Below are 15,925 nucleotides of genomic sequence, written 5' to 3' on the forward strand. Positions count from 1 at the left end.
ATAACTGCTATTGCTAAATGATAATGCAAATTATTTGCAATAAAAAGAAGGCATATAAAGGAAAGAGAGCATCAATGAACGTAAGAACATTTTTCACCATAGTTTTTGGAAGTGTTATTTTTTTTACACCCAATTTTGCTTTGTGTGCTGGTAAATTTAAAGCTGTTACGACATTTACTATCATTGCTGATATGGCACGCAATGTAGCAGGTGATGCCGCTGATGTTGAATCCATTACAAAACCAGGTGCGGAAATTCATGAATATCAACCCACCCCACGCGATCTTATGCGTGCTCAGGGAGCTAACCTTGTATTGTGGAATGGTTTAGAGTTAGAGCTTTGGTTTGAAAAGTTTTTTCAAAATATCAAGGATGTTCCAAGTGTTGTTGTTTCAAAAGGTATTCTACCCATTAAAATTGGTGAGGGCCCTTTTAGCGGTAAACCCAATCCTCATGCGTGGATGTCACCAACCTCTGCTTTGATTTACGTTGATAATATTCGCGATGCTTTTGTAAAATATGACCCTGAACATGCTGAAATTTATAAAGAGAATGCTGAAATTTATAAACAGAAAATTCGTGCAACGATTGATCCAATTAGAGCTGAATTAGAAGCCGTACCGCAAGATAAGCGTTGGCTTGTGACCAGTGAGGGGGCTTTTAGCTATTTGGCGCGTGATTTTGATCTAAAAGAACTTTATTTATGGCCCATCAATGCTGACCAACAAGGAACACCACAGCAGGTCAAGCATGTTATTGATATGGTTCGCAAATACAATATTCATGCAGTTTTTTCTGAAAGCACTATTTCCCCTGCGCCTGCTAAGCAGGTTGCCAGAGAAACAGGGGCTAAATACGGTGGTGTTCTCTATGTTGATTCTCTGAGTGAGAAAAATGGTGAGGTCCCCACTTATATTGATTTATTACGTGTCACGAGTGGGCGTATTAGCAAGGCTCTAGCAGAGGGAGTAAAAAGCCAATGACGGAATGTGGAATATTTGCCCAAGGGGTAACGGTAACTTATCGTAATGGACATACAGCTTTACGCGAAGTGAATTTTGAAAGTCCAAAGGGTTCTATTACGGCATTGGTTGGTGTTAATGGATCCGGTAAGTCAACGTTATTTAAAGCGATTATGGGGTTTGTACGCCCCTCAAAGGGAAAAATTCGCATGTTTGATTTGCCCGTTGATGTAGCTTTGAAAAAAAATCTTATTGCTTATGTTCCTCAAAGTGAAGATGTCGATTGGAATTTTCCTGTTTTGGTTGAAGATGTTGTATTGATGGGGCGGTACGGTCATATGAATTTCTTTCGCTATGCCCGTACACAAGATTATGAAGCCGTTCGTATTGCTTTAGAACGTGTTGATATGCTGGCTTTTGCTAAGCGCCAAATTGGAGAACTTTCTGGTGGACAGAAAAAGCGTGTTTTTCTAGCACGCGCTCTTGCACAAAAAGCAAAAGCTATTTTATTAGATGAGCCGTTTACAGGGGTTGACGTTACAACAGAAGATAAAATCATTGCTTTGTTACAAGATCTTCGTAAAGAAGGAGCTGTGATCTTGGTTTCAACGCACAATTTGGGCTCTGTTCGTGAATTTTGTGATCATACGGTTTTAATAAAAGGAACAGTGTTAGCTTCCGGATTAACTGAAAAAATCTTTACAAAGCAAAATCTGGAAAAAACTTTTGGAGGGTCTTTGCACCACCATATTTTTGATCTTCAAAGCACAAAAAAAAATGATGTTTTCATGGGAAGAAAGCAGTCTGCAGTTTGTGAAGATATTGAAAGAGTGGAGCACGTTGCATGATTTCTTGGTTGCTTGAGCCACTGAGCTATCAATATATGGTGAATGCAATGTGGGTTTCTGGGTTAGTTGGGTGTGTTTGTGCCTTTCTTTCGGCTTTTTTGATGTTAAAAGGTTGGTCATTGATTGGTGATGCACTTTCCCATTCGATTGTTCCTGGTGTAGCAGGAGCTTACCTTTTAGGGTTACCTTTTTCACTCGGCGCTTTTTTTTCTGGTGGTCTTGCAGCAGCAGCAATGCTCTTTTTTAACCATCGAACAAAACTTAAAGAAGATACCATTATTGGGCTCATTTTTTCTTCCTTTTTTGCCTTTGGGTTATTTCTCAAATCATTAAAACCAATGGCTGTTAATATTGATACGATTGTTTTGGGAAATATTTTAGCAGTTAGTTCAACAGATATTCTACAATTGGCTTTTATCGGATTTTTTTCTTTGCTTATATTGCTTTTGAAATGGAAAGATCTTCTTGTTTCATTATTTGATGAAACGCATGCGCACGCCATTGGATTAAACGTAAAGTTTTTAAAGATTCTCTTTTTCACATTGCTGGCCGCTTGTACGGTTGCTGCCATGCAAACCGTTGGAGCGTTCTTAGTCATTTGTCTTGTTGTGACACCTGGGGCAACAGCCTATCTTTTAAGTGATCGTTTCGTAAATGTCTTGATTATTGCAGTTATAATTGGAACATTCACAAGTGTCTTGGGTGTTTATGTAAGTTATTTTTTGAATGCGCAAACAGGCGGGGTCGTAGTACTTTTTCAAGCATTTTTATTTATTTTGGCTTTTATTTTTGCTCCTAAACACGGGTTTATTGCTGCACGCTTACGTATAAATGCGGCAAAAAAGGGTGTGATATTATCATGATTGATCAATTACTGCTTCCGTTTCAATTTTCTTTTATGCTTAAGGGTATGTTTATTGTCATGATTCTTTCTGTTCCAATGGCAATGCTTTCCTGCTTTCTTATCTTAAAAGGATGGGCACTGTTAGGCGATGCCATTTCCCATGCAGTTTTTCCCGGTGTTGTTGTTGGTTATATGACAACACCATGGGTAATTGCATTTTTAACTTCTTTGCCATTTGCTTGGATTCAGCATATGCGTCCCGAGAATATTACAATGACTTTGATTACTTGCGGTGCTTTTGTTGCAGGAATGGTGTGTGCACTATTAACGGGTTTTTTAGGAAGCAATAGCCGTATCAAACAGGACACGGTGATGGGTGTGGTCTTTTCTTCAATGTTTGGTTTGGGGCTTGTTTTAGCCACATCTATTTATAGTAGCTTAGATTTAAATCATATTCTATTTGGTAATCTCTTGGGTGTTAACTGGCTTGATATTACGCAGACAGCAATCATTTCTGCTATTGTCACTTTTATTTTAGCAGCAAAATGGCGCGACTTTATGCTGTATATTTTTGATACAGTTCAAGGACGTGCAATGGGTTTACCAATATCTCTACTCCACTATACCCTTCTAACAATGATTTCTCTTACAATTGTTGCGGCCTTGAAAGCTGTAGGTATCGTGCTCGTTATTTCTTTACTGATAGCACCAGGAGCAATTGCCTATCTTGTCACAAAGCGGTTTTCTTTTATGTTAATGATCGCAATACTTGTTGCAGCTTTTTCTGGTTTTTTAGGGATTTATCTCAGCTTATTTATCGGCTCTGACTCTGCTTCTACAATTGTGTTGATCTTGACGTTGATTTTTATGGCTACTTTCATGATGATTTTCTTTCGTCGAAGCACAGTTCAAGAGACTTGAAAGTGTTAAAATTCATGCATATCAGCCATGCATTTTTATGTATTGTTTCTCGTGCCTATTTTAGTTAGAGATTGGGTTGTTAGGTTATTTTTCCTCCTAATGCCTAGCAACTGAATGCAGTGTATATTCTCCCCCCCCCAAGACTGCATTTTAATTAAGAGGCTGCATTGATTTATTCTGCAGCCTTTTTATTTTTTTCTGAAACTTTTTCTCATTTCTTGAAATCATTTAAAATGATTATAATATTGTGTAAGCTATTCGGTATTTTCAAGGAACTTATAACAGCAAAGACACTTACGCATGAAGGGATAGAGCGTAATTGTACACTCAGACATGTAAACAGAAAAAAACAGATACAATGTTTTTGTATAGGGTTTTGCGTAGAGGAAAATAGTACGAGAAAATGAAAAAAGATTTGAAGATATCGCACCCTTTACGTATCTGCTATTATATAGCAGGGTGGGCGATGGTTATATTAGGTATTATCGGTGTCGTATTACCTATTATGCCAACTGTGCCTTTTTTATTGGTTTCCTCATGGTGTTTTACGCGTTCTTCTCCACGTTTTCATCAATGGTTGAATAATCATCGTATTTTTGGTCCCCCTATTAAGCGATGGGAAGAAAAAAAAGCAATCTCTCCATTCGTTAAAGTTTTTGCAATGATGAGTATGACAGGAGGATTTTTATCCTTTTTTGTAATGCTACACCCTCCTTTATGGATTTCTTTACTTGTTGCGGTTATATTATTGCTGATTGCCATTTATATTGTAACACGTCCATCTTATTAATGATAAAAAAGACTTTATGGGATACTCTTTTTAGCTTCGACTTATTTGTAAAAACTATGAGAACTTTTAAGTTTTGAATATAAGCTCTCCATTCCCAAAATGCATATGAAATAGCAAGCTTTTTGAACGCAATTAATTAATAATATGTCTGTGAAATAATTTTTATGAACAAAGAAAGTTGTTTATGAATACTCAAAATGTTCTTACTTGGTAAACAATGATAAATCACATTCATGGAAGAGAGTCATTATTTTTGTAAAGCATGTTTGTATGAATCTCTACATATACATCATTGAAAAGTCATTGATATGATAGTCATTTCTTTCTAAAAGACATTTCGTTTTTTTTCATATCTCTTAATGAGGATATAATACAAAGCTTACTAAACACCATCATTTTATACTTATACAGTTAAGAAGCCGGTCCATTATATCAATCTTTAATGTTACATCTGTTATTAACTGAAGAATAATTCATAAGAAACAACAGAGCTTTTCAAATTGTTTTATACATACACGCATTCTTATTATAATATGCGAATAAATAATTTCTCTGTCTTTGTATAAAGCTTATTCGAAATAAAAATATTATTGCATTCTCTGTTTTTTAATGAAGTCATGCCCCTCACGTAAAACAAAAGGTCTCCCAAATCATGTTATTTACACATTTATTTTAATGAAACATCTCTCAACGCTTTACTCATTTCATAATAGCAGACCATACATGGATAAAGTAAAATCTCCTGTAAAGTGTATAAAATCTATTTGAGCACCATCATCCTTGCCTTTCAAAATGCACACCAATAGTCACCATGCTATTTGTCATCCTCCAATGTTGCCTTAGTAATTCCTAATGCTACAATTATAGCTTGTCATCTGGTTTTGTATATTTTGGCACTAGATTTTGTACCAATTTATTTTTTTCAAAGAGTTTAAAGGTGTTCTCAAAGGGTTTTGAAAGTCTTTTCTTATTTTTACTTATGGAAACGCACTTTTTTCTGATTTTCGGTCATTTTTGCAATTTTAGGTGTCAAAATCTATTTTGATAAAACGCGCATTTAATGGCTAAAATTGTACATAAAAACAACAAATTACCACGTATTCCTACTTAATCCAACCTCTTCCCACTTAGTATAAAACCTACTGTCAAACTACAACAATAACCCTTAGAACTTGAAAACCTTCATACATGCAAGGAGATGAGTGTGCTTGATTTAACAGGGTTAAAATGAGAAAATCTCCTTGGCTAAACTTCCTTGGCACGTTAAGTATTTTTTTAATGCGTCGTAAATACTTTTAAGTCTTATCTATCGCGCCTTATGTAAGTGAAGCGTATCCGTGGTAGGCCAAGTAGAATCTGCTCAAAAACAGCCAAACTGTTTACAGACCAGCAAAGGTTAAGAATCCTCATCCTTAGGGGAGGACAAAAATCAATCTTATAAACAATATGATGAGTCAATATACTTGTTTTAAAGAACCGGAAACTATGTCTTTATAGGTCCAGCAATTCGCTTTTTATTACCAAAAAAATTGAGATAACGTTGTACTTCTTTTGAATCACCGATCGTTTTTTTAGGATTATCTGAAAGTTTTACGGCTGGTCGACCATTGGCATAGGTCACCTTACAAACAAGGGAAAGAGCATCAAGTGTTGCAATTTCTTGAGGTGCACAGCCCGCAAAGTCGTTGGTAAGATCAGTTCCCCATCCAAAACTCATGCGCACTCTTCCATGAAAGTGATGATAGGTTTTTTCGATTGTATTGACATCAAGAGCATCAGAAAAAATTAAAAGTTTTTCGCGTGGATCTTTTCCTTTTTCTTTCCACCATTGAATAATACGTTCGCCACCTTCAATAGGGGGTGCACTATCAGGTCTAAACCCCGTCCAATCTGCTACCCAATCTGGAGCATCGCGTAAAAATGCTTCTGTACCAAAGGTATCTGGTAAAACAATGAGAAGATTTCCACCATAATAACGGTTCCAATCTTGCAAAACTTGATACGGAGCTCTGCGTAATTCATCATCGTTTTTGCTAAGAGCAGCAATAACCATGGGCAATTCGTGAGCATTGGTTCCAAGAGCTTCTAAATCTGTATCCATGGCGAGAAGGACATTAGACGTTCCAGTAAAAGAATTACCAATGCCTTCTTTTAATGCTTCCACACACCAGCGCTGCCATAAAAAAGAATGGCGGCGCCTTGTCCCAAAGTCAGATATTTTAATATCAGGCAATTTTTTGAGACGTTCAACTTTACTCCACATTTTTGCTTTAGCACGCGCATAAAGTACATCAAGAGCAAAACGATCTAGTTTTTTGAGAGCAGCACGTGAACGTAATTCACTAATAATAGCAAGGGCAGGAATTTCCCACATGGAACTATGGGCCCAGGGTCCATGAAAATGAAGGATATATTGGCCATCTTTGCGGGTGAGTTCATATTCTGGAAGTTGAAAATTCTCAAGCCACTGAAGAAAATCCGGTTCAAAAATTTGTTTGCGTCCATAAAATGTATTACCAGAAAGCCAAATCATTTCTTTTTTTGTAAAGCGCAAACTAAGAGCATGATCAAGTTGGGCACGCAATTCACTCTCATCAATATCATCGGCAAGACGTATTGTTTTAGAGCGATTTATGAGGGAAAAAGTAACATTAACATTAGGATATAACCCCCAAATCATCTGCACCATTAGAAGCTTATAAAAATCCGTATCAAGAAGTGACCGAATAATGGGATCAAGTTTCCAAGTGTGATTGTAAACACGTCTAGCAATATCCGGATGATTCATAACCTTTTTCTTTCATTTTCATAAAATCTAAAACATTATGCACCAACGCGGCTAATATAGGCGGTGCAATATAACAACTCTACAGTTTTGAACAAGAATAAAAAGTCTGCTCTCTTTTTTCATCTTTCATCTTTAAGATTTGACAATACGTATAATTTCATGCTGACCTGTTTTTTGTAACTTTATCCCTGTATGAAATTCGGTATATTCTTTGCTATTAACATAGAGCATATTTTTAGGTCCCCATTTTACTTTAATGCTATAAACGGCATCATAAAACTTCATTGTTGCTTCATATTTTGGCCAAATAGAGGGTAAATGTGGCTGCAAAAACAATAGGTCTCCCTGACGTTGTATTCCAAGAATCGCTTGTGTTGCGGCACGATAAAACCAACCAGCTGAACCTGTATACCAAGTCCAACCGCCTTGACCACATCGTGGTTCAACAGCATAAATATCTGCCGCCATCACATAAGGTTCAACACGATAAGTTTCAGGATCTTGTCCATGATTAATAGGGTTAATCGCGGAAAATAAAGCATAAGCTTCATCGTTTTGTCCCATTTCAGCCAATGCTAAAATACTCCAAATGGCACCATGCGTGTATTGACCACCATTTTCTCGAATTCCTGGAGGATAACCTTTTATATAACCAGGCTCGAGTGTACTTTTATCAAAAGGCGGCCAAAAAAGGCGAATGAATCCGCCTTTTTTATCATAGAGATGCTCCAACATTGATTTCATCGCTTGTTTTTGACGTTCAGGCGATGCCATTTGAGAAATGACAGCCCAAGATTGAGCAATGGTATCAATTTGACATTCATCATTGATTTTAGAGCCAAGAGGTGTTCCATCATCAAAATAACCACGTCGATACCAAGCACCATCCCAACCGTTTTTCTCTAGGGATTTTGTTAAACGTTCAAGATACGTACTCCATATTTGCATATGGCTGTTGTCACCACGTTTCTTTGCTAAAGAGATAAATGCTTGTAATGTGTACCCAAGAAACCATCCTAACCAAATGCTTTCGCCTTTTCCTTCCACACCCACCAAATTCATGCCATCATTCCAATCCCCACCTAACATAAGAGGGAGACCATGTGGTCCGCAGCGTTTAATGGCAAGGTCTAAAGCTAAAGCACAATGTTCATAAACTGTTGCAACCTTTGAGGATTGGGTGGGTTGAAAATAAGCATCCTGTTGCCCACTTTTGAGAACATCACCTTCAATAAAAGGAATGAGCGTATCAAGAAAGGCATCATCGCCAGTGGTATTGACATAAAAAGCTGTTGCATATGCAAGCCAAACGATATCATCAGAAATCCGCGTACGAACACCAGCATTTGTATCAGGCAACCACCAATGTTGCACATCCCCTTCAAGAAATTGGTGCGCTGCAGCATTTAACAATTGGTCATGAGCCAATTGTGGTTCCAGCAATAACAAAGACAAGCTATCTTGTAGCTGATCACGAAAGCCAAATGCACCACTCGCTTGGTAAAAGCCTGCGCGTGCCATGATGCGGCATGCATAAATTTGATAGGGAAGCCAGTGGTTGACCATAAGATTAAAAGAAGAGTCAGGTGTTTTGACTTGGAAAGGAGAAACAAAATCACTCCATTGTTGTTTTTGTTTTGTGAGCAGAATTTCAAAATCGCTTGCACGTGCTTGATCAAGTAGTTTTTCAGCTTCTTGCCTATTTTCAGCACTGCCAAGATAGAAGATGATTTCTTTTGTTTGCCCTGGCAAAAGATCAATATCATAGGCAAATGCTGAACAAGGATCACATCCTGCTGCAATGGTATTCGAAAGAGCACCAGCTTTATGGATCGCATTTGGATGTGTTACGGTTCCCGTTGCACCGATAAATTCAGCGCGATTGGTGGTCGTACTGGTTGGCATTTCGGAGGCTGATAAAAATGTAACTTGTTGAGATTTCTCGATGTGATAGGGATTTTGAATAAAATGCGCCCCCCATCTGGCCTCATAAGAGGAAACAATAAAGGGAGCATATTTTGTACGGACATTTCCCAAAACCCATTCAACATAATTATAAAGGCGTAAACTGCGTGGTTTTTTCCCTTCATTCGTAAGGATAAGACGTGAAAAGCGAATAGGTTTTTCAGGATCAAGTGTATGGGTCAGTTCTAATGCGATTTCTGAATGTGTTGATTTAAAAGTTGAGAATCCAAACCCATGACACGCCTCATAGACAATATTTTCGTCACATTCAACAGTAGAAACGGGTGAGAAACGTTTTAAAGACTGGCGATCAACCAAATAAAGTGCTTCTCCTGGTCGGTTAAACGTTGGATCATTCGCCCAAGGAGTTAGTTGATAATCGCGGCTATTGTTAGCCCAAGTAAAAATTGCACCTTCAGCAGAGACATGAAAACCAAACCTGTGATTAGCAATGACATTAATCCACGGATGCGGTGTATTGGTACGTCCATGAAGACGTATTACATAATGATTATGCTGATTAAAACCACCGTAACCATTCCAATATCTTAGATCTTCTCCATTCGTAGGGAAAGAAGATGGTTTTTGTTGGCTAATAAGACCAATGGAAGAAAAAAGATTTTGTTCAGTTTGTGTTGTAAATTGCTGTCCTTCGTTATATCTTGGCAAGTCTAATTGATCATAAGATTCTTGATAATTTTTATGAATTGTGAGATTAAAATCATTCTCATCAAGCCGTTTAAGTTGTTCAGATAAAGAGCCATTTTGGGCATCAAGAACGATACGCGCTGATGCAAGAAGCGTTTTAAAACTCTGTTCACTCATTTGATCGCGTCGAAGCATGAAAATATGTTGGCATCCATCTGCTTCTTGCGTGTGGCGACGATAAGATTCACAGACCCACTCAAGAGCGCGTTGTGTATTTTGTATATAGGAAAATGCTTGTTCATTGAGAATGACCAAATCAACAATAAGACCGCGCATACGCCAATATTCGTGTGCTTTAAGAAGCTCACGCAGTACAGCTATATTTCCCTCGTTATTTAATCTAAGAAGACAGAGTGGATTGTCTCCTGAAATGGACATGGGCCAAAGATCAGACTGTTTTCCTAGCGTTTTTGCTAATATTTCAGAAGGAAGACGCCACGTTCTTTCTGGATAAATAAGCGGTGTTGCATATTTTTGATAAACAATAGCTTCTTTAAGCTGAGTTCCACTCTGATACAGTGCAACTTGTGAGCGCGTCCATGCCATTGAAAGTTCTTTTTGAAACATATCAGGTTGTCGATAATGTTTAATATGATTATTTAGCGCTTCTTTTGTATGAGCAGCGAAAGTCCAAAAAATAAGTTCTGCTTTGCCATGGGCTGGAATTTGTACACAGCAGCGCAATGACATAATAGGATCTAGAACACAACCTTGACTGTTACTAAAACGAGTATTTTGGTCAAATGCAGCGGGACGATGAATAGATCGCCCCCGACCAATAAATAGAGAGCGATCTGTTTCAGCTTCTGTCTCTTGGAGAGTATCTGTTGTACTAGAAACAAAATGAGCAATATGAATATCAGGGTCGCTAGGTGAGCGTTTACGCCTTTTGGCAAAAATTGTTTTGCCTTCCTCAGCAATTTCTGTCTCTATAAACATACGAGAAAAAACAGGATGAGCACTATCTACGTCCATTGTTGCGAGTGCCAGTTCACCATAAGAAGTAACTTCAATAAGACAATCTTTATGTGTCGTATTCATCAGTTGAAGACGTCTCCCTTCGCCACATCCTTCAGATGTAATAAGACATTCAAGTGTTGATTTAATACCATCAACTATTTTTGTATATTCAGCCTTTTCATCTGTAAAAATGCTGACAGCTTCTTCTTCAATAACGCGTGTTGGTTCACCAGTAACAGACCACCAGCGTCCACTATGCGTATCACGTAGAAAGAATAAAGTACCTTGTTGATCTTCTGTTGCATCAGGAATAAAGCGCGTAATCGCATAATCGTGCCAACGGCTGTAACCAGAACCATTAGCTGTTAACATGGTAGAATAAGAGCCATTAGACAAAAGCAAAGTTGCTCGTGGTTTGAGCAACGGATTTTTAATAATACGCAAAAGGGCAGCGTCAAATGCTTGAGACTTATTGCGCATACGATTAACAGCTTTGGTATGAATAATAGGAATGAGATGAGGCGCTCTTTCCTGTAAGAGCAATTGTGTTGCTTCAATAACGGGATCTCTGTGAAAACGATCACGCATTCGCCCTTGAAAAATAACATTGTTAAGAGCAAGGATAGACATGCCATGATGGTGCGCATAATAATTGCGTACAATGGCGTATTTTTCCCCTATCTTCACGCGTGAAGGAGTAAAATCAATAGAGTCATAATAACCATATGTCCCTAAAGCTCCAAGATCACGGAGTCGTTTTAAATTAGCGACAGCGCAAGAAGGTGCATATTGTGCCGCTAGAAGACTGGCATAGGGAGCAATGACAGCATTGCGTGAGAGTCCACGTTGGAGGCCGAGACTTGGAACACCAAAATGAGCATATTGATAGTTCATTAAATGATCGCGAGCATTAAATGCGGCCTCTGAAATACCCCATGGCAATTCTCGTTTATGGGCATATTGTATTTGACATCGAATAATTAATCGATTTGTTTGATCTAGTAGAGATCCTAACGGTTCATGCATCACAAGAGAGGGCATAAGGTATTCAAACATGGAACCAGACCATGATAGGAGCGCACCTTTCCAACCTATCGGTACAAGGAGTCGACCAAGATGAAACCAATGTTTAAGTTTTATATCTCCCTTTGCGATAGCAAAAAAGCTTGCAAGACGTGCTTCTGAAGCAAGCAGATCATAACAATTTTCATCGAGTTTGTTTTCTTGCACACGATATCCAATGGATAAAAGGTGCCGTTTAGGCTGTTCTAAAAAGTCAAATTCCATCTCAAAGGCTATTTGCCGTGCTGCTATAGCCAACTGGTTTAGTTTTTTACATAATTTTTCAGTATCACAATTATCAGTAGCATCATGATGATGAGCGTTGCAGGTGTCGAGAAGGCATTTAGCCCAAGAGAGCGCACGAGCAGATTCTATCGTTTGAATTTTTTGATCAAATTCACCGACTAAGTGCACAATATCGTGAGCTGCCTGTGAAAGCTCCATGACGTGAGAAGAGATCGTATTTTCTTGTTCTATAAAAGTGAAGACAGAATCATGAAAACGAGTAATGTTTTCTTCGATTTTTTGGCGTAAAGATCGTAAACTGGGTTTATGATCTGGAATTTCTCTGACAGTTTCTTCAAGAATAGCAAGAACATCCGATAAGCCTTCTCGGTCACTTTGAAAAAAAATATGAGGTTTTTCAGCCCATTCACTTAAAGCAGAAGAGAGTGTTACCAAATGACCGGCAAGATTCCCTGAATCAACGGTTGATACATAAGTAGGTAAAAGAGGTCTGAGTGTATCCGTTTCATACCAATTATAGAGATGACCACGAAACTTTTCCATTTTTGCAAGAGAGTGTAATGTACATTCAATACGTGTGATGGTCTCTTCAAAACCAATCCAGCCAAAATCACGTGCTGCAATAATAGAAAGGAGATAAACGCCAATATTCGTAGGCGATGTACGTTGAGCAACAAGAGGTTCAGGATCTTCTTGAAAATTATCAGGAGGCAAATGGTTGTTTTGTGCATTGACAAAAGTTGCATAATAAAGCCATGTCCGCCGTGCAATAGAACGGAGTTTTTTTTCATCTTTTGAAGAAAGATAAAGGCTATCTTGAAAGGTTGAAGGTTGACTCACAATCCAAGCAATGAAGGGTGAAAAAAACCATGCTATCCCAAAAGGCAAAGCAACCAAGCTTGCAAAACTATCAGAAAAAAGGGGGAGTGCTATAGTAAGAATACCAATAAGCGATGCTGGTGCCATTGTAAAAACATAGAAACGCAAACTATTGGGTATTGATTTTGTTGCGGCAGAAGTTTTCCATTCAAGAAGATGCCGTTTTGAAATCGTCATACGATAGAGTGTACGAATAATCGCATCGGTCATAAAATACGCCGAATGCGCAAGAAACGTCGTTTTAAGAAATATATCAGCGCTTGTAAGAGCAATTTTGTTCCAAATTAATTGAAAATGTCCACGCAAAGAATGATCTATATTGGATGAGACAAACGTTTTTAATACACATAGAATGGGTGAAATGAAGGAGCTAAACAACAAGAATAGTTGCCAGACGATTGCACTCTTTAATGGCAAAAGAGTCCAGCCTGAAAATGCTGCGATTAACCACATAAGTGGCATGAGAGAACGACGTAAATTATCCTGCATTTTCCAACGCGTTACAAAGCTTATTTGACGAGGAAAAAAAAGATAAGGTAAAAGTTGCCAATCACCGCGGATCCAGCGATGATACCGCATAACATCAATATTATAAGCTGTCGGATAATCTTCAACAATTTCTACGCTACTTACAAAAGCAGTACGAGCATATCCTCCTTCTAAGAGATCATGACTGAGAACAGTATTTTCTTTAATTTTGCCGTAAAGTGCTCGTTCAAATGCATCAATATTATAAAGCCCTTTACCGATAAAGGTGCCTTCTCCTAAAAGATCTTGATACGTATCAAAAACAGCAAAAACATAAGGATCAATACCACGGTTGGTAGAAAAAACGCGTTGGAGAATTGATGTTTTTTTTTCTGTTGTAAGAGAAGGAATAATGCGTGGTTGTAAAATGCTATAGCCCTTTACAACCTTTCCACTTTGTGGATCAAAAATGGGATGATTGAGTGGATGGTTAAGCTTTCCAACAAGTTGTGTGACGCTCTCTGGAGTAAGACGTGTATCACAATCCAGAGTCATAACAAAACGGCAATCCATAGGAAGACGTGGATTGGGAGGATAAAAGCTCGTGTTTTTATCGCCTCTTAAGAGTCGATTGAGTTCATGAAGTTTTCCTCGCTTTCGTTCCCATCCCATCCAACATTTTTCGCTTGTATTATAAAGGCGTCGGCGATGTAAAAGGAAAAAAAGCGGAAGTTCATCACGATGATAACGACTATTGAGTTTATCAATACTCTTTTGCGCATAGTGTAATAAATCAAGATCATCTTGCGTTTCTCTTAATGGAGCATCCACCCAATCTGTAATGAGTGCAAAATGAATGGCACCTTTAGGATTGGAAAGATAGTGCACTTCAAGATTGCGCACTTGTTCATCAATATCATCGCGTGATGTCATCAAAGTAGGTACAACAACCATTGTCCGCGCATATCCCGGAATACCTTCTTTATATTCATAACCAATGAGTTGTTTTGATGGGACAAACCAAGAAACAACAGTGTTAAATAAAGCAAAAGCAGCATCGATAGCAGGAAAAAGCGCCAATACAGTAAAGCAAAAAGACATCCATTGTGTCATGCCAGACACTTGTAAAAAAGCGTAAATTACAAGCAAAAGAGCAAGCGTTAGAAAAGAGACAGGAACGGCCATGACTCTCAATTTTGAGCAACAGGAAGCGCGTGTCCATTTTATGAGAAAGGGCGGAATATATCCACAAGCCTTTTCAAATATACCACAACCATCATCAACAAGGTACCACCCCACACAAGAATGATGAGGCATATCTTTAGAAGTGGAATTTGCCATTTCTACAACTTTATGTGCAACTTCCAGTTCACTAAGAGGTGAAAAGCGTGAAACTTTTTCAATGACTTGTCGATAAATATTGCGTGAGTGAGCATCAATTTCAGAAAAATCACTATTTTTACGCAAAATAGAATCAACACAACTTACTGTTTCAAACCATGCTGTCCAATCAACATCATCTATAGCTTTAAGAGCACTGATAATATTACCCATGGTCACACCATCTGCTGCTTGTCGGGTGTGTTCATCGGCTGTTGCAATCTCTAAGCTACTGCCTTGGCTTTCCAATTGTTTTTCAAGCCAAGTTAATGCTACGGTTGAATCAATAGATGCACTGCGCAAACGATAAAATAAATGCGCTGAAAAGGTTGGATCAATAGTAAGTGGTTGATACTGCGTAAAAATAGAATGGAGTTTTGGTTTATTTTCTACAAGAGAAATTTTATCAGCCACTTGACTAGCAAGATGACGCATACGCCGCGCTTTTTCAATACGGACTGAAAGACGACGGACATTTTCAATGAGCAGCATCTGCATCACAGAAGGAAGAGCCCACAATTCACCAATTGTGAGCGCACAAACTTCTTGAAATCCATTAATCATAGCAGTCAGTGTTTCTTGTGAAAAACTACTATCAGTATGCGCGATATAAAGCCAAGTTAAAATAAAAATTCGTGGCATTCCTGCTTTTTGTCTAGAAAGAGGAAGTTGCTTTATAAAGGACTTGGGGAGGTTACGGCGTAGCTGTTGTATGGTTTTATCAATGGCGTAATAATTATCAATGAGCCATTGAGCAGACGGTGCGATGGTCTCATCATTTTGGGCAGCAAAATCACTGGTATGAAAGGCATGAAGAATAAGTTTAGCACTTTCATTCAATCTCTTGCGAAAATCTTCTACTCCCTCATATTCAGGGAGTAAAACTTCTTTACCAGAAGCTATATCATGCCCTAAATTATAAAGATCTTCCTGTACTTTATAAATTGCACGAAGAGGAAAATCCGTATTAGTAAAATGATCTTTTCTCTCTGTTTGAGAAAAAAGTATTTTATGAAGGATATTATGCACGCCATGTCCCATTGTTATTTAATTACATCGTTTTTTATTTAAATTGTAAGCATTTTATCTGAATAGTGAACCGTT

7 protein-coding genes are annotated in these 15,925 nt (G+C 38.1%); 5 read left to right on the forward strand and 2 right to left on the reverse strand.

The window, feature by feature from the left end:
- Positions 1–74 precede the first annotated feature (74 nt).
- The 5 genes from ACFIM8_RS00350 to ACFIM8_RS00370 all read left to right on the forward strand — a co-directional run bounded on the left by ACFIM8_RS00350 (position 75) and on the right by ACFIM8_RS00370 (position 4,365).
- Entirely contained in the window at positions 75–983 is a 909-nt protein-coding gene (locus ACFIM8_RS00350) for a metal ABC transporter substrate-binding protein (protein ID WP_375606167.1), read from the forward strand.
- Entirely contained in the window at positions 980–1,810 is an 831-nt protein-coding gene (locus ACFIM8_RS00355; RefSeq protein ID WP_375607867.1) for a manganese/iron ABC transporter ATP-binding protein, read from the forward strand. The genes ACFIM8_RS00350 and ACFIM8_RS00355 overlap by 4 nt, the downstream gene beginning before the upstream one ends.
- Positions 1,807–2,673, forward strand: a complete 867-nt coding sequence (locus ACFIM8_RS00360; RefSeq protein WP_375606165.1) for a metal ABC transporter permease — start codon at positions 1,807–1,809, stop codon at positions 2,671–2,673. The genes ACFIM8_RS00355 and ACFIM8_RS00360 overlap by 4 nt, the downstream gene beginning before the upstream one ends.
- Positions 2,670–3,575 carry a metal ABC transporter permease gene (locus ACFIM8_RS00365; RefSeq protein ID WP_375610018.1) on the forward strand — a complete coding sequence of 302 codons (906 nt, stop codon included), beginning with the start codon at positions 2,670–2,672 and terminating at the stop codon, positions 3,573–3,575. Before ACFIM8_RS00360 ends, ACFIM8_RS00365 begins: the two co-directional genes overlap by 4 nt.
- A 403-nt stretch (positions 3,576–3,978) precedes the next feature.
- Complete coding sequence (locus ACFIM8_RS00370; RefSeq protein ID WP_375606163.1) at positions 3,979–4,365, forward strand: YbaN family protein; 387 nt, start codon at positions 3,979–3,981, stop codon at positions 4,363–4,365.
- Between the two features lie 1,483 nt (positions 4,366–5,848).
- Here the strand turns inward: ACFIM8_RS00370 and pncB are convergent.
- Both pncB and ACFIM8_RS00380 read right to left on the reverse strand, forming a co-directional pair.
- Positions 5,849–7,153 (reverse strand): nicotinate phosphoribosyltransferase, encoded by a 1,305-nt coding sequence (gene pncB / locus ACFIM8_RS00375; RefSeq protein WP_375614316.1) that lies wholly within the window; start codon positions 7,151–7,153, stop codon positions 5,849–5,851.
- 132 nt (positions 7,154–7,285) lie between these two features.
- Entirely contained in the window at positions 7,286–15,850 is an 8,565-nt protein-coding gene (locus ACFIM8_RS00380; protein WP_375614317.1) for a GH36-type glycosyl hydrolase domain-containing protein, read from the reverse strand.
- Positions 15,851–15,925 lie beyond the last annotated feature (75 nt).

This window comes from Bartonella sp. AC535YNZD, from assembly GCF_042196625.1.
Lineage (GTDB): Bacteria > Pseudomonadota > Alphaproteobacteria > Rhizobiales > Rhizobiaceae > Bartonella.

What these genes read in the sequence shown, in the direction of transcription:
- ACFIM8_RS00350 (WP_375606167.1), top strand. Translation starts at nt 75, where the DNA reads ATGAACGTAAGAACATTTTTCACCATAGTTTTTGGAAGTGTTATTTTT.
- ACFIM8_RS00355 (WP_375607867.1), top strand. Translation starts at nt 980, where the DNA reads ATGACGGAATGTGGAATATTTGCCCAAGGGGTAACGGTAACTTATCGT.
- ACFIM8_RS00360 (WP_375606165.1), top strand. Translation starts at nt 1,807, where the DNA reads ATGATTTCTTGGTTGCTTGAGCCACTGAGCTATCAATATATGGTGAAT.
- ACFIM8_RS00365 (WP_375610018.1), top strand. Translation starts at nt 2,670, where the DNA reads ATGATTGATCAATTACTGCTTCCGTTTCAATTTTCTTTTATGCTTAAG.
- ACFIM8_RS00370 (WP_375606163.1), top strand. Translation starts at nt 3,979, where the DNA reads ATGAAAAAAGATTTGAAGATATCGCACCCTTTACGTATCTGCTATTAT.
- pncB (WP_375614316.1), bottom strand. Translation starts at nt 7,153, where the DNA reads ATGAATCATCCGGATATTGCTAGACGTGTTTACAATCACACTTGGAAA.